Source organism: Mucilaginibacter myungsuensis (genome assembly GCF_015222005.1).
Lineage (GTDB): Bacteria > Bacteroidota > Bacteroidia > Sphingobacteriales > Sphingobacteriaceae > Mucilaginibacter > Mucilaginibacter myungsuensis.
The window spans coordinates 397345-411871 of the sequence record NZ_JADFFL010000004.1 but is presented as its reverse complement, the minus strand read 5'-3'; the positions used below and the strand labels follow the sequence as shown (position 1 = coordinate 411871).

General features: G+C 47.6%; 14 protein-coding genes. 9 read left to right on the top strand and 5 right to left on the bottom strand.

Annotation, left to right across the window (positions count from 1 at the left end; translation table 11 throughout):
* Window positions 1-17 precede the first annotated feature (17 nt).
* Together IRJ16_RS13110 and IRJ16_RS13105 are read left to right on the top strand one after the other, a co-directional pair.
* A complete protein-coding gene (locus tag IRJ16_RS13110) occupies window positions 18-1514 on the top strand; it encodes a M56 family metallopeptidase (protein ID WP_194112050.1) in 1497 nt (498 codons plus the stop codon).
* Between the two features lie 22 nt (window positions 1515-1536).
* Window positions 1537-3051, top strand: coding sequence for a M56 family metallopeptidase (locus tag IRJ16_RS13105; protein ID WP_194112049.1), 1515 nt, complete (start codon window positions 1537-1539; stop codon window positions 3049-3051).
* 58 nt (window positions 3052-3109) lie between these two features.
* On the opposite strand, the gene IRJ16_RS13100 is transcribed toward IRJ16_RS13105, so the two are convergent.
* Window positions 3110-3346, bottom strand: a complete 237-nt coding sequence (locus tag IRJ16_RS13100; RefSeq protein WP_194112048.1) for a hypothetical protein — start codon at window positions 3344-3346, stop codon at window positions 3110-3112.
* A 200-nt stretch (window positions 3347-3546) separates the two neighbouring features.
* On the opposite strand from IRJ16_RS13100, the gene IRJ16_RS13095 reads away from it, so the two are divergent.
* The 3 genes from IRJ16_RS13095 to IRJ16_RS13085 all read left to right on the top strand — a co-directional run bounded on the left by IRJ16_RS13095 (window position 3547) and on the right by IRJ16_RS13085 (window position 5692).
* A complete protein-coding gene (locus tag IRJ16_RS13095; RefSeq protein ID WP_194112047.1) occupies window positions 3547-4284 on the top strand; it encodes a dioxygenase family protein in 738 nt (245 codons plus the stop codon).
* Between the two features lie 80 nt (window positions 4285-4364).
* Complete coding sequence (locus tag IRJ16_RS13090; protein ID WP_194112046.1) at window positions 4365-4871, top strand: hypothetical protein; 507 nt, start codon at window positions 4365-4367, stop codon at window positions 4869-4871.
* 140 nt (window positions 4872-5011) lie between these two features.
* Window positions 5012-5692, top strand: a complete 681-nt coding sequence (locus IRJ16_RS13085; RefSeq protein ID WP_194112045.1) for a pirin family protein — start codon at window positions 5012-5014, stop codon at window positions 5690-5692.
* On the opposite strand, the gene IRJ16_RS13080 is transcribed toward IRJ16_RS13085, so the two are convergent.
* Entirely contained in the window at window positions 5693-6163 is a 471-nt protein-coding gene (locus IRJ16_RS13080) for a DUF6265 family protein (RefSeq protein WP_194112044.1), read from the bottom strand.
* Between the two features lie 111 nt (window positions 6164-6274).
* On the opposite strand from IRJ16_RS13080, the gene IRJ16_RS13075 reads away from it, so the two are divergent.
* The 3 genes from IRJ16_RS13075 (at window position 6275) to IRJ16_RS13065 (ending at window position 10951) form a co-directional block, all read left to right on the top strand.
* Window positions 6275-9265, top strand: a complete 2991-nt coding sequence (locus IRJ16_RS13075) for a sensor histidine kinase (protein WP_194112043.1) — start codon at window positions 6275-6277, stop codon at window positions 9263-9265.
* A gap of 6 nt (window positions 9266-9271) precedes the next feature.
* Window positions 9272-9898 (top strand): response regulator transcription factor, encoded by a 627-nt coding sequence (locus tag IRJ16_RS13070; RefSeq protein ID WP_194112042.1) that lies wholly within the window; start codon window positions 9272-9274, stop codon window positions 9896-9898.
* 219 nt (window positions 9899-10117) lie between these two features.
* On the top strand, window positions 10118-10951 hold the full coding sequence (locus IRJ16_RS13065; protein ID WP_194112041.1) for a helix-turn-helix domain-containing protein: 834 nt from the start codon (window positions 10118-10120) through the stop codon (window positions 10949-10951).
* Here IRJ16_RS13065 and IRJ16_RS13060 read toward each other — a convergent pair.
* A complete protein-coding gene (locus IRJ16_RS13060; RefSeq protein ID WP_194112040.1) occupies window positions 10948-11364 on the bottom strand; it encodes a VOC family protein in 417 nt (138 codons plus the stop codon). The two genes, IRJ16_RS13065 and IRJ16_RS13060, sit on opposite strands and share 4 nt — an antisense overlap.
* A 210-nt stretch (window positions 11365-11574) precedes the next feature.
* On the opposite strand from IRJ16_RS13060, the gene IRJ16_RS13055 reads away from it, so the two are divergent.
* Window positions 11575-13467: a gliding motility-associated C-terminal domain-containing protein gene (locus tag IRJ16_RS13055; RefSeq protein WP_194112039.1), complete on the top strand. Its 1893-nt coding sequence runs from the start codon at window positions 11575-11577 to the stop codon at window positions 13465-13467.
* On the opposite strand, the gene IRJ16_RS13050 is transcribed toward IRJ16_RS13055, so the two are convergent.
* Both IRJ16_RS13050 and IRJ16_RS13045 read right to left on the bottom strand, forming a co-directional pair.
* Window positions 13460-14101: an HAD family hydrolase gene (locus IRJ16_RS13050; RefSeq protein ID WP_194112038.1), complete on the bottom strand. Its 642-nt coding sequence runs from the start codon at window positions 14099-14101 to the stop codon at window positions 13460-13462. The two genes, IRJ16_RS13055 and IRJ16_RS13050, sit on opposite strands and share 8 nt — an antisense overlap.
* 60 nt (window positions 14102-14161) lie before the next feature.
* Entirely contained in the window at window positions 14162-14413 is a 252-nt protein-coding gene (locus IRJ16_RS13045) for a hypothetical protein (protein ID WP_194112037.1), read from the bottom strand.
* Window positions 14414-14527: the final 114 nt, after the last annotated feature.

Genomic DNA, 14527 nt, shown 5'->3' with positions numbered 1-14527 from the left:
ATAAACACATAGAGACCATGATGTACATGATCAACTTTGTGCTATGCTCGGGGCTGCTGTTGGCGGTCTACAAGCTGTTCTTGCAGAACGAGCGCATGTATCGCTTTAATCGCTTTTACCTGCTGTTCAGTCTGGTGTTCTCGGCTATGGTGCCTTTTGTGGTGATCACTACCGAAACGGAGAGTATCCCGGTGGTTTACCAGGAGGCGATGAGAGAAACGCTGACGCCTGTATTTACCGCTATTCCGCAAACCGTTATCGCTACACAAACGGCGCAGGTCGACACCATAAATTATGGGCCGATGTTGATCATCGGTGCTTACCTGTTGATCGCGGTTGTATTGATATTGCGGTTTGCTATCAACCTTTATAAGATCGGTCGGCAAGTTATCGATAACGAGAACGTAAACCATCAGCAAAGTCAAGTGGTGCTGACGGACGCCGAGGTTACCCCGCACAGTTTCCTGAAATACATTTTCATCAACCGTATAGACCATGAGACCGGCTCGGTAGAACCCGAAGTGATCTGCCATGAACAGGCGCATGTGAGGCAATGGCATTCGCTGGATGTACTGCTGGTAGAGGTCTTTCAGGCGCTGTGCTGGTTCAATCCGTTCATTCCGCTTTATCGCAAAGCCATACAACTTAATCACGAATTTTTAGCCGATGAGGCGGTGACAAATGTTTACGATGATACACCTGCCTATCAATATCTTTTACTGGTCCGCGCGAGCCAACCCGGGAGTTTGCAGCTGAGCAGCCAATTCAATTATCAAACCACAAAAAAACGCTTAATGATGATGACCAAAACCACCTCCGCCAAAATGGCCTGGGGCAAAAAGCTGATGCTGTTACCCGTGGCCGCCCTTGCTGTAATATTGTTCAGCGAGAAAGTGCAGGCCAAAGTGCTGCCCGCAATTATAGCCGCAGTACCTGAGACCTTTAAAGCTGTAAATATTGAAACCGGGAAAGACACGGTAAAAAAAGTACGTTTCCCTTCGCCGCAGATCAGTGAAGCATTTAGGGTTAAGTCTGCCGCTACTAATGCCCCTCAAAGCTTGATGGACGAGTATGCCGCCATACAGGGCAAGTATTTAGGCAAGGGTGCAAAAGCATTCGCGTTCCGTAACGTAAGCGCGGCCGATAAGGCCCAGATGGATAAGCTATATCAGCAAATGAGCCGTGTACAGCAGGATAAACAACGCATCCAATTTGGCAAAGCACAGCAGCCGCATAAAAGAAAGTCGGTCACTGCTGATCAGTTGGAGAAATGGCAGGATAAAATTTACGATGTGCAGATCAATTGGAAATTGGTGAGCAAAGAAGAATTGGCTAAGTACACCGCCGACGATTTTGACTGGATGAACGTGACCGGAGCCGGCCAGTGGGCTTTCAAAGATCATGGCGCTAAAAAAGTGGCCGTGTTGATGACCAAAGCTTTCTTTGCAAGCGAGAATAAAAAGATCATGGCCGATAGGAGCAATATCATGTGGGTGCGTAGTTCGGTAGACTAAAAATAACAGGAGGAATAATACGATGATGTACCTGGTTAATTTTGTATTGTGCTCGAGCCTGCTGCTCGGGATCTACAAGCTGTTTTTGCAGAACGAGCGGATGTATCGTTTCAATCGGTTTTACCTGTTGTTCAGTTTAGTGTTTTCGGCAGTGGTACCATTTGTAGTGATCGCTATCGAAGCTGAAACTTTTCCGGTGATCTATGAACAAATGAATGAGGTTCTTGCGCCCGCCGCTACGGTATCGCCTGATAAAGTTGTAAAGCAGTCGGTTGTGGAGGTTTCGCCTGTTGACTATTCGGGTTTTGTATTGCCGGGACTTTATACGCTGATCACAGTGGCGCTGTTGGTCCGTTTCGGTATCAACCTTTACAAGATCGCAAGTTCGGCTAAAAGGGGAGAGGTTGTTGCCGACCATGATCCAAAACTGATCTTAACCGATGAGCAGGTAACGCCGCACAGTTTTTTGCGTTATATTTTCCTAAACAAAAAAGACCATACTGAAGGCAAGATCGCGCCCCAGATCATCTGCCACGAGCAAACCCACGTTAGGCAATTACACACGCTTGATGTATTGCTGGTAGAGGTGATGCAGGTGATCTGCTGGTTCAACCCGTTCATCCCGTTCTACCGCAAGGCTATACAACTTAACCATGAGTTTTTGGCCGATGAAGGTGTCATCCAAAATTACGAGGACACACCATCTTACCAATATTTACTGCTGGCCCACGCTACGCAAACGCATAGCCTGCAGCTGACCAGCCAATTTAATTATCAAACCACTAAAAAAAGATTGATCATGATGACCAAAACCACATCCAAAGTAGTAGCCCTTGGCAAAAAGCTTATGCTGATCCCGGTTGCCGCCATGGCAGTAACCCTGTTCAGCGAGAAAACACAGGCTGAAGTATTGCCGGAAGTAGTTGCCGCAGTAGAGAAGAAAGTTGCCGATATTGTCGCCAAGCCCAATATCGACACGCCTAAAAAAGTGATAGCTTTCGCGATGCCTAACGGCATGCGTATAGAACATGCTAAAACGGATGCGCCACAAAGTGTGGTGGACGAGTATGCCGCTTATCTTAAAAAATATGATCTGCCGGGAGAGAATGGCACATCGGGTGTGATCAGCGCAGAGGATAAAAAGAAAATGAGGGCCTTGTTTGTACAGATGAGTGTGAAACAACAGGATGACCAATTGGTAAGGTTCAGAAAAGCAATGAGACCTATGGCCAAAAACAAAGTGACCGATGCCCAACTGGCTAAGTGGCAAAGTAAGGACTACGGCGTTTGGATAGACGATAAGCGTGTAAAGAACAATGCCGATCTGGCCAACTACAAGGCTGAAGACTTTGACCACATGTTCTTCAGCAACCTTACACCCTTAGCCCGCAAGAATGATGGTTTTAAATATCAGGTAGGCCTGATGACCAAAAAAGGTTATGCTGACTATTACAAAAAGACAATGGCCGACCAAGGGGATAAGATAGATGTTTGGCACGTACGCGGAAAGCAGGTGCACATCATGTCGGGCAAATAGATTAAACCAATTAAAGATCAGTTAATATGAACGGATGTCCCCAACAGGCATCCGTTCTTCATTTCTTAGTTCCGAAGGATTGATTGAAGGCCACCAGCACCTTCAAAAAAACCTCACGGTCCACACCCACAACGGCAGGGTGATCCGGCTTGATCGGGCGGCCGTTCTTAAACCTTACCGGGAACAAAGCGATAAAATCGCGTATGCTCATCTCGTACCGCAACCAGGGATCAGCCCGGTGGATGTCTTCCAGCCGCATTTCAAAAAGGGATACGCTTAACGGGTCCATGCTCATCGGGTCCAAAAGTAGATAAACAGGTCGACTTGGCAAAAATGAGAGCGTGATCAGTGATCGGTTAACCAGTGATCAGTTAGCTGGTCGGCTATTCATCGTCACATAGTTGTCGTTCGCCGATACATTTTTTCGCAGCACGATATGTAGGGTTACGTTTGAACCAACAAACAACAACCCTAATTAATAAGGAGAGCCAGCAAATGGAACGGAAGAATTTTTTAAAAAGCCTGATGATCGGCGCGGTGTCGTCATCGGCATTAGTGGCTGCTTGTCGTAAGGATACAGCGGCCGCTGCCAGCAACTCAACCACCGGGACAACCACCACAACAACAGGCGGCGCCAGCACCGAGAACGGCTGTACCGTGGCTCCTACCGAGACCGAAGGCCCGTTCCCAACCAAAGCGCCGGCATCATACGTGCGCAGCGATATTACCGACGGTCGCAGCGGTCACAAACTTACCGCCAAGATCACCGTGCTGAACAATAGTAATAACTGTAACCCGCTATCGGGCTTGCTGGTCGATATCTGGCATTGCGATGCCGAAGGTAACTATTCTGAATATGGTGGCACAGGCATGCAAAGTACTAATTATCAAAGTGTTCACTTTTTGCGCGGCCGCCAAACCACCGATGCTAATGGCTTGGTGACTTTCACTACCATTTTCCCGGGTTGGTATAATGGCAGGGCTACACATATCCACGTGCATATTTACTCGGCTTCGGGCACGTCGTTAAAGGTGACCCAGATCGCATTCCCCGAAGGTTCGGGCACGGCTGTCGCGGCAGTGAATGGCTATGGCAAAGGCATGAGCGGCTACACCTACAACAAAAGCGATAACGTTTTTAGCGACGATACCGCAGGCATCGAGATAGCCACCGTTTCCGGCAGCACCTCGGCAGGGTTTAACCTGACTATTAACCTGAGCATCAAAGCATAATATCAATATCCCTGAAATTCAACAGTTCAAAAAATGTTAAGGTTTGTAAACTTTCAACGTTTTTTGGGTTTTAAACTATCATGGATAAAAGGATCATTACGCTTTGCTACCGCAAGATCATCAGGGCCGATGCCACATCGGCCTGGGATAAAATGGTACACGAGGATAGCTTTATGGAGTTCAGGATCCAGGCGCAGAATTTTAGCGCAGGCACTAATTATACCTCCTACGCCGAGCTGCTACGCCATGCCCCCGACGCGCAACAACTACCCGCAAGGGTAGCCCCGGCGGTTACGGGCTACGTCCAACAATTAGGCGGCGTGATCCCGGATATCCTGAATACGCTTGGCCGTCGTTTTTTAAAGATCAGCAGTTTTCAGTTCGAGATCATTAACTCGGATATTGACGACGCCGCTAAACACGTGGTCGCCATCAACTTTTTTTCGGAGCTATTGGTTTGGCACGATACGGTGAACAATTATTTGCTGGTATCGGCGCTGAATGCAGTTGCGGAGGATGGTGTTGTCAATACGGAGTTGTTTCAGTTGCAGCCTTATTTGGCGATACAGACGTTGAAAGAGATTTAGAAAGGACCTCCGGCGAGTACCCCTTTTTAATGGATCTGCAACTTGCACTGGCTCTGCTTTCCCCTAATTTAGGGGAACACCACGGGTACTGCTATATCACTAACCTTCATAAGTGGTAAATAAACGATAACCCACCCATCATGGAAAAACTATCACCCGGACAGATACACTTAGCCGATCAGCGGGGCGTCACCGAGCAAGGCGGACTTACCCGCTGGAGTACGCTCAACTATGGCGACTATCAGGAGGCCGAGCGCAAGCCATTCGGTAAGTTACTAACTTTGAACGATGAATTGTTTGCACCATCGCACAGTCAGACATATCAACCGAAGCAAAATAGTTTTGTGGTGATCGTGCCGATAACAGGTGAGGTTGGTATCAATGGCGATGCCATAGACGTTGGTCAGGTTTACCAACGATACATCGAAGCGCGAGGGGATATCAAGTTATCCAACCCTTACACCGACGAACAGATCAATTTCCTGTATCTGGAATTTCAAGCAGATGGATCTGTTGACCGATCTGCTCAAATATTAGAGTTTGATCTGGATGGCAAGCAAAACCAATTGGTGCCGATCACCATTGATGATGACTTGCCATTCAGCATGCATATCGGTATGTTCGATGGCCGGGCCGATGCTATTTATCAGCTTAAAAACACCGGCGGGTTATTTTACGCATTCGTTATAGCTGGTGCGTTTGAATTGCAGGGCCGCCTGATGCATCAGCGCGATGGCCTGGCACTATGGGACCTTACCGAAGCCGACATGGAAGCCCTAAGCAATAATGCCGTGGTGCTGGTCATCGGGATGGTGGCCTAATTACTTTTCGCGCTTGTAGTGGAAATCGATGCGGCGTTTTTGTCCGTTCATGTCGCCTTCTATCCAGGCGTTTATCGAGTCTTTGCTCACCAACTCGTAAGCGATCACTTGCGGGTAGTCATGCCCCGGGTTGCTGAACTGATAAACATTATTGGCCGATGAGGTCAGTTTAAATTCTACCGGCTTGCCACCGTTTTGCCCCTTAACGATAGGGATGTAGCAGATAGTGCCATTGTTGATCTTGATCTTTACAGATTCGGTAGGCACCGTATCTGTGCCACGTATATTAAAGCCTTTGCTGCTTAGTTCGGTGTCGGTTACCTTTGTCCGTTGCTCGCAGGTGTAACCGCGGGCTGTCTTCATTTTCCAGGTGCCACCGGCTAACTGGTGCAGGGGTTTGAATGCGTCTTGCTGTACTTGCGTAGTGAATGACAGGCATTTAGCGGCAGCGGCTAATAATAGTCTTTTCATTTCGTTTCGGGTTTTGTTCAATAGTCTACCCAAATATAAACAAAGATCGGTCTATGCTATAATCACCCTAAACGGGGGATTTTTTTTAAGATAATAAACTTTATTTTCATCTTGGTAAAAATCACCACTCTGTCCATTGTGTACCGCTCCATTAAGTTAAATATTATCAGCATTAAAGCGACTTTGTTGCTGGCTTTGATGTGCTGTGTTTTGTCGACCCGGGCACAGCGGTACATGTTTACGCATTACGATATCGCCGACGGGTTGATACAATCTCAGGTCAACAAAATATCACAGGATAATACCCACCGTCTGTGGATAGCCACCCTGGGTGGCGTAAGCCGTTTTGATGGTGTCGAGCACTTTGCCCTCACCAAAGCCAACGGCCTGAAGAACAATTTTGCTTACGCCGTTTTTTGCGATAGCAAAGGCCGCACATGGATAGGCGCTAACAAAGGTTTGGCTTGTTACGAAAACGGCAAACTGATCAACCTTAATTACCCTGCAGGACCCGGTCGTGGCTGGATCAACCGTATTACCGAAGATAAGGACGGCAACATCTGGGGCATTACCGACGGTCACCTGTTCAAGGTATCAGGCGGTAAGATGCAGTTGGCGAACATTACGGGAGGTATGGATACGGTTACCACGGTGGCTGTGGATCCCAAAGGGCGCGTGTTCGCCGCGGTGAATAACAAGGCGCTTTACTATTTAGAAGGGAAGGCCTGGAAGCATTATTTCACATTTCCCAGCGAGTTTGGGAAGCTTTACATGATGAAGCTGCTGTTTGATAAACGCCGGCCCAGGCAGCTATGGATACAAGGTTTCAGTGGTATTTATATTACGGACGGGAAAACTATGCAACCCTACGCTTACGATGCGCTTAAGGTTATCAAAACGTCGTTTGTGAGCATGACAAAAGATGCCGCAGATAACCTTTGGATAGGCACCGGGAGCGGCGCTTACCGTTTGTCGCCACAAAATAAACTGACGGCTTTTAACGCGCAGAACGGTTTCAGCGATGCCGAGGTATCAGATATTTATGAAGACCGGGACGGCAATATTTGGCTGGGTACGCAGGGCGACGGATTGTATCGTTACAATGGCGACCATTACGTGCTTTATAACCGGTATGGCAATACCGAGATGAGTCCGATCGTGATGGGTATAGCCCGCGACCGCAATAACCAGTTGCTACTGGCGATCGATGGTGACGGCGTTGGTAAATTTGACGGACGTACTATTAGCCCTATTTGGGATGAACGTAAGCCGGGTCATTCGCCCCGTACGTTGAGCCTGCTGAAAGATGATGCCGGCCTGATGTGGGTAGGCACTAATCGCGACGGGATATTTCGATATGATGGTAAAAAGTTCGATCAGGTTAAGGGAACGTATGGGATGTCGGGCTTGACCTTCGCGCGGGGTGCCGACGGCACTGTTTGGGCGGGTACGTCGGCCGGGGTTTATTATTTTGATAAAGGGGATGCGATGCAATTTTCGGGTGTCCGGGCATTCACGTCTTCATTGTTGGCTTTAGGCGGCGACTCGGTATTGGCAGGCAGCCACGATGGCTTGAAGCTGATCGTAAATAAGAAAGAGGTACCGGGCTTTAAATTGAATGCGCTCGATAGTACATCGATCTACAGCATGATCCGCTATAAAGGCCTGGTGCTGATCGGCTCGGACGATTCGGGTGTATTTGCTTGGAATATGCGGACGGGAAGGGTAAAGAACTATACCACCAAAGACGGCCTGCCTGCCAACAGCATTTACAGCCTGGCTGAAGACGAGCATGGTACACTTTGGGCAGGAACGGGTAGAGGCGTAAGCCGGTTCAGTATAGATCCGCGATCTTTCGCTTTCGCGATATTGCCGGGCGGGGAGTTGAAAGGGCGAATTATCGAATCGAATCAGAATGGGATCCTTTATCACAACCATCAAATGTTAGTGGGGACAACTAAGGGTCTAACGGTTTTCAGCACCGATCGGCCTAAACAAGATATTTCAGCTCCGTATGTGATGATCGGTGATATTAAAGTGTTCGATGGGGATAAAGACGAGCCGGTTACCTTCATCGCTGACGATAAGGTGTTAAAATTATCGCCAAGTCAGGACCGGATGACCATCTCCTTTTTGGGTGTCTATTTAAAAAGTCCTGCCGAGGTAACTTACCAATATCGGCTGGTGGGTTTGAATAAGGACTTTGGCGCGCCGGTAAAGAGCAACGCGGTCGACTATCCGTCGTTGCCGCCCGGTAAATACACCTTCGAGGTGAAGGCGATGGTAGGTAAGCAAGTGTCTAAAAACATCGCCCGCTTTAGTTTTGAGATAGCGCCGCCGTTCTATCAAACCACCTGGTTCAGGTTAGGGTCGGTACTGGCATTGATCTTAATTGGTGTAAGTTTGCAATCCTTTATCCAGCGCGGTAAACGGAAACGCGAGCAGGCCATAGAGCTGATGCGTGAGGAAGAAAAAGCCAAGATACGCCAGCAAACTGCCGAGGATTTTCATGATGATCTGGGTAATAAGCTGACACGGATCACTGTGCTTTCCGATATACTTGATGCGCAATTAGGTGCTGACAAAACAGAGCCACGGAAGTTGGTCTGGCAGATCAAGCAGAACGCGGCATCGTTGTATAATGGCACGCGCGATATCCTTTGGGCTATGGATCCTAAAAGTGATAACCTGTACGAGGTGCTGAACCATATCCGCGAGACCGGTATAGAGATATTTGCCGATACACCGATCGATCTTAGTTTTGATGGTATCATCATGGAGATGGCGACCGTAAAACTGCCCATGGAGTACAGCCGTAACATCACCATGATATTTAAAGAATTGCTGAACAACGCCCTCAAACACGCTCATCCTAAGCATGTCGTGATCGAACTGATACGTTACGAACCAAACTTGGTCACCCTGCAGATCAGTGACGATGGTGTAGGTTTCGATACAAATAAACCAAGCAAGGGACACGGCTGTGTGAACATCCGCACCCGGGCCAAACGTATAGGGGGCGACATCACGGTAGCATCGGCACCGGGTGAGGGTACGGCTATCGCTTTAACATTTAATATCAACCCAAAGATCAAAGCCTGATAAATTATGGAACGCGATATAAGGATAGTAATTATTGAGGACGATGAGACCATCCGTTACGGCTACGCCTACCTGGTTGGAGCCGCCGAAGGCTATTACGTGGTAAATACCTATGCCAGCTACGACGAGGCCGCTAACAGCCTCGCTGCCGACCGCCCCGAGGTGATTCTGCTGGATATCCAGCTACCCGGCACCAGCGGTATCGAGGCCCTGCCTAAGATCAAAAAGGTATTGCCCGATTGCCATGTGCTGATCCTGACCGTGTACGAATCGCAAAAGCAGATATTTGATGCTTTAGCCAACGGGGCCAGTGGTTACCTGACCAAAGCCACACCGGCCACCCGTATCATCGAATCGATCAAAGAAGTAAAAGAAGGCGGCGGCCCCATGAGCATCAATATTGCCCGCATGGTGATATCATCCTTTATGAAGAACCAGGACTCGCCACTATCCAAACGCGAGACCCAGATCTTGGAATTGGTTGCCGAGGGCAAAAGCCGCAGTCAGGTGGCCAAGCAACTTTTTATCGACCCTGAAACTGTCCGCACGCACATCAAAAATATCTACCTGAAACTTAACGTCAATTCGCGGGCCGACGCGATACGGACGGCGAAGGATAATAGATTGATATAGTTTTTTACAAAGACATTTTACCACAAAGCGCACAAAGGGAGAACCACGAAGATCACAAAGCTATGTTTGCCGATCACAGAATCTTTGTGCCCTTCGTGCTTTTTGTGGTTAAAATTCTCCGCTTAGTAAACATCACCCTAAAAATCCCCCTATCAGGGTGATACTATCACCCTATTGCATTAAGTAAATTTGAGGTATAGCGATCAACCTCATTGTTTTATGCGATACGATACCATCACCAGCGACCAAAATACCATCAGTTATAATACCGACAGCCCGGCGCAGCCTAATAAACTGAACGATGGCCTGACCCTGCATTTTGTGTTCGGCGGCGATGCCCGTTACAGCATCGGTAAACGCGAGCTGACGCTTCATCCCGATCAGTTCCTGATCTTGAATAACGGCACCAAGTATACTACTAAGATGGATCCCGGTGCACCGGTAGATAGTTTCGCGATCGCCTTTGATCAGTCGTTCCTTCACAATTTTCGTAAAAGTGGGCAGCCTTATGATCAGCCGCTTAACGAAACCTTGTATCCGCTTAAGAACGATCTGCGCCGGCATGTTCAGCAATTAAAAAGCTATATGGACGAGGGCCAGCAGAACGAAGCGCTGATCAACGAGTCGTTAAAGCAATGCCTGGAAAATTATGATCTGATCTACACCGAAGAGATATCTGGCAAGTTGGATCAGTTGCAATTTGCCAACCGTGATACTAAAGTGGAGATATTGCGCCGCTTAAACCTGGCTAAGGAATACGTGGTGAGCAATTACAGCCAAAACATCAGCCTTAATGATGTGGCCGCGCATGCTTGTCTGTCGGTCAATCATTTGTTGCGTACTTTTAAACAAGCCTTTGGGCAATCGCCACACCAATATTTAGTGCAGGTGAGGTTACAACGGGCAAAGCAATTACTAAGATCGACGGCTTTGCCGGTAAACCAGATCGTAAATATGGTAGGCTTTGAGTGTGCCAGCTCGTTCATCCGCTTGTTCCGCAGCCGTTATGGTGTTACACCTTTCCGGTACCGTAGTTTTTGGGAGCTATCTTAGGCTTTAATTTTACTCATATCCATATAAAGCGCGTTCCAGCGGTGCCCGTCAAGGTCGGCGAACGCGCAACCATACATCCACCCCTGAAATTCGGCCGGAGGAGCGAACAGGTTGCCGCCAGCATTGGTGATCTTGGCAGCTAACTCGTCAACCTCGGCTTGCGACGCCAGGTTGAACGAAAATAGTACCTCTGTCCCTGTTGCTGTATCTGAGATTTCGTTACGACAGGTCGCTTTAAAAGCCTCTTCCTGAAATAGCATTACCGTTATGGCCTTGCTGCCCACCTGTATGGGCGCTGTCAACGGGCTAACGCCGGGGCTATTTTTGTTGAATGCAAATCCTATCGTCGTGAAAAAGTCGATAGCCTCGTTCAGGCCTTTTACGGGTAGATTTATCCAAAGCTCTTTTGTCATAGCAAAATTAGATCAGCGTTAAAATGATGGCTTAGCGATATCATCAAGTATATAACAAATGCACCGATGCCTATATATTATCGATAGATGCGATATTCTAAGCTAAATTTCAGTCGTTTATCGCTTAAATAGATATATTTGGTCTACCAATTATGCCGGCGACCCTTACTATGATCAGGTTGCTATTTCTTGTAGATCCTTTTTAATTTTATGAAAGCCGCTCTCGCCTGTTTGTTATTTGTGTTTTGCTGCATCGGCAGTTATGCGCAGGTGTGTACAGGTAGTTTAGGCGATCCAATAGTGAAGGTTGATTTTGGTGCAGGCCCGTCTAAACGGAGCCCGGATCGGTTTTCGGATATTACTAATTACACCTACACTAACAACGAGGGTACCGAGGATGGAGAGTACAGTATTAAGAATACTACAGAGGGTGACCATAACGCAGGCTGGTGGCTGACTACTGACCATACCGGTGATCCGGGTGGTTATATGATGGTGGTGAATGCATCTAACCAACCGGGGGAGTTTTATCGGCAAAAGATAAATGGATTGTGTCCTGGTACCGTTTATGAGTTTGCTGCATGGGTCAAAAACCTATTACGTGGAAGGAACGGTAATCAGCCGGATATCGAATTTATCATCAGGACAACTCAGGGAGATATACTTTACCGGACGTACGGCATACCTAATGGAGAAGATAAATGGGTACAATACGGGCTTAATTTTAAAACTCCGGATGTATCCAGTGATGTTACGCTCATTATGGTCAACCGGGCGCCGGGTGGTGGCGGGAATGATCTGGTTTTAGATGATATCACATTTCGCGCCTGCGGGCCAACTATAGCCACCTCATTTGCTTCTTTTACCTCACCGGTGCAAAATATTTGTGAAGGTGATAATGCGGAGTACAAAGTGTTTGCTACAGCGGGAGAAGGTTACGGCGACCCTGTATATCAATGGCAGGAGAACAGGGGAATGTCCTGGACAGATATCCCCGGCGCTACTACTTTAAATTACACGATCAATATCACAGCCGCAGTGCCCGGTACTTACAAATACAGATTGGTAACATCTGAACGTAGAAATATGGGATCACCTAATTGCAGGGTTAATTCTAACGAATTAACAGTTATCGTCAACAGACTGCCATCTGCCACTATAACCGGGGGAAATATATTTTGTGAAGGAGAAAGAATGGTTTTTGAGTGCGCCTACGGCGATACCTATGAATGGACCTTCCCTGATGGTACTAAATATCCCTTGCAGGTGGTGATGGTAGATAAATCTACTTTAGCGCACGAAGGTACCTATTCGGTAAAGATCACCAGGAACGGCTGCGTCACCGTAACCTCGCACACGGTCAGTATCGTGCCTAAGATAAAAGCCAATGCCGGCTCCGACCTAACGGTATGCGTGGGTGCGCCGGCACAATTGAATGCGACCGGAGGTATCAGCTATAAATGGATCCCGGAAGCCAACCTGTCGGATCCCAACATCGCTAACCCTATTGCTACTGTGGCCCGGACAACAAACTTTATTGTAAAGGTTACCGGGCAGAATGATTGCTTTACTTATGATACCGTTACGGTACACATTGATACACCTGTGACAGCAGATGCCGGGCCCAACAAGATCATACATGTAGGTCAATCGGTGGTTTTGGAGGGGAAGACCGATGCAAGATCGTTTTATTGGTCGCCCGCTATAGGTTTGAACAGCGCTGATTCTTTACGACCGATAGCTACCCCGATACAGGATATTACTTATACGCTTTTTACCTCATCCGGTAACCCGTGTAATTATACGGCCACGGATCAGGTCTTTGTTCGGGTGTATCAAAATGTTGTCATCCCTAATACATTTACACCTAACGGCGACGGGGTGAATGAAAGCTGGAATGTTGGAGGGCTACACACTTATGCTACCGCCATTACTCAAATATTTAACCGCCAAGGCGAACTTGTATTTGAAACAAAAGGCTATACTAAACCATGGGATGGCACTTTTCGCGGTAAGCCCTTACCTGCCGGGGTTTATTATTACAAGATCGATCTGAATATCGGTAGCCCACTACAAGCAGGATGGGTAAGCATTATTAGATAGCCGTCTCTAACCATTCCCTAAATTCTTCGACCGTGTAAAATAAATGCTCGGGTTGTAAGGGTATAAGTTCATCGGCATTGGTTGTACCGGCCCAGGCTACCGAAGCGATAGGTAAGCTAACCTGTTTACAGTATTTTATGTCGCTTGGTGCATCGCCAACATATAACGCGTCTGCGGCTTCGATGTTAAGGCGTTCTAACACATTACGGATACCGTTCACTTTGTTCGGTCCTTCAGGAGAGCCGGTCTCTAACACATCGAAATATTTTTCTATACCGAACTGCTTTAAAGACAGGCGGGTGCTATGGATACCTTTACCGGTCACGATGGCCAGTTGCACTCCTTTGGCATCAAGCATCGCTAACAACCCGGTTATCCCCGGGAATACCGCCGGGCATGTACTGTGCATTTCCTCGTAATAACGCAGGTAATCCTGAACACCTTGAGCCTCCTGATCCGGGACTAATGCACGGATCGTTCCTTCTTCTGACGGGCCAAAGGTGGCGATGATCTCATCGTCGCTCAGCGTTTTGCCAAGCAATGGTTCTATACTTTTTTTGAAAGCCGCTATGCAAAGCGGCAGGGTATCGGCAATGGTACCGTCAAGATCAAAGATGATGGCTTTTAGTTTCATAGGTTCGGAAAACCCAAAACTAACATTTGCACCGATACTCCCGACGGTCAAGGCAAAATATTAAGCCGCTTTTTGGAATGGACTGCTCTTCACCGGCTCGATCATATAATTCATCATCATTTCCTTTTCGGCCATGATCATGCTGAAATCGGTGTACAGTATTCCATCCTCGAAAGGGAAAACCACGTAACCGCGTTTGTTGGCATCGTACTCGCCAAGTTCGTATATCTCGTCGTCGGCCTTGCTTTTAAGTTTAGCGCCTTGCACTAACTGGTAAGCATCTCTTATATCTTCAAAATTGATGTTTTTCATGGTACGGATGCTAATGCAATTACTTTGCCAGTTTAGGTTAAAGGCAAAAGGTTAGCGGATAAAGGAGTGTGAGCGATACGGAGTTGGGCCGTTTAAGTTCTATAAAGTCGATCA

Excerpts from the sequence above, each read along its gene's own strand:
- IRJ16_RS13045 (WP_194112037.1), bottom strand. The coding sequence starts at position 14,413 with ATGAAAAACATCAATTTTGAAGATATAAGAGATGCTTACCAGTTAGTG.
- IRJ16_RS13085 (WP_194112045.1), top strand. The coding sequence starts at position 5,012 with ATGGAAAAACTATCACCCGGACAGATACACTTAGCCGATCAGCGGGGC.
- IRJ16_RS13080 (WP_194112044.1), bottom strand. The coding sequence starts at position 6,163 with ATGAAAAGACTATTATTAGCCGCTGCCGCTAAATGCCTGTCATTCACT.
- IRJ16_RS13090 (WP_194112046.1), top strand. The coding sequence starts at position 4,365 with ATGGATAAAAGGATCATTACGCTTTGCTACCGCAAGATCATCAGGGCC.
- IRJ16_RS13095 (WP_194112047.1), top strand. The coding sequence starts at position 3,547 with ATGGAACGGAAGAATTTTTTAAAAAGCCTGATGATCGGCGCGGTGTCG.
- IRJ16_RS13110 (WP_194112050.1), top strand. The coding sequence starts at position 18 with ATGATGTACATGATCAACTTTGTGCTATGCTCGGGGCTGCTGTTGGCG.
- IRJ16_RS13100 (WP_194112048.1), bottom strand. The coding sequence starts at position 3,346 with ATGAGCATGGACCCGTTAAGCGTATCCCTTTTTGAAATGCGGCTGGAA.
- IRJ16_RS13070 (WP_194112042.1), top strand. The coding sequence starts at position 9,272 with ATGGAACGCGATATAAGGATAGTAATTATTGAGGACGATGAGACCATC.
- IRJ16_RS13060 (WP_194112040.1), bottom strand. The coding sequence starts at position 11,364 with ATGACAAAAGAGCTTTGGATAAATCTACCCGTAAAAGGCCTGAACGAG.
- IRJ16_RS13065 (WP_194112041.1), top strand. The coding sequence starts at position 10,118 with ATGCGATACGATACCATCACCAGCGACCAAAATACCATCAGTTATAAT.
- IRJ16_RS13055 (WP_194112039.1), top strand. The coding sequence starts at position 11,575 with ATGAAAGCCGCTCTCGCCTGTTTGTTATTTGTGTTTTGCTGCATCGGC.
- IRJ16_RS13050 (WP_194112038.1), bottom strand. The coding sequence starts at position 14,101 with ATGAAACTAAAAGCCATCATCTTTGATCTTGACGGTACCATTGCCGAT.
- IRJ16_RS13105 (WP_194112049.1), top strand. The coding sequence starts at position 1,537 with ATGATGTACCTGGTTAATTTTGTATTGTGCTCGAGCCTGCTGCTCGGG.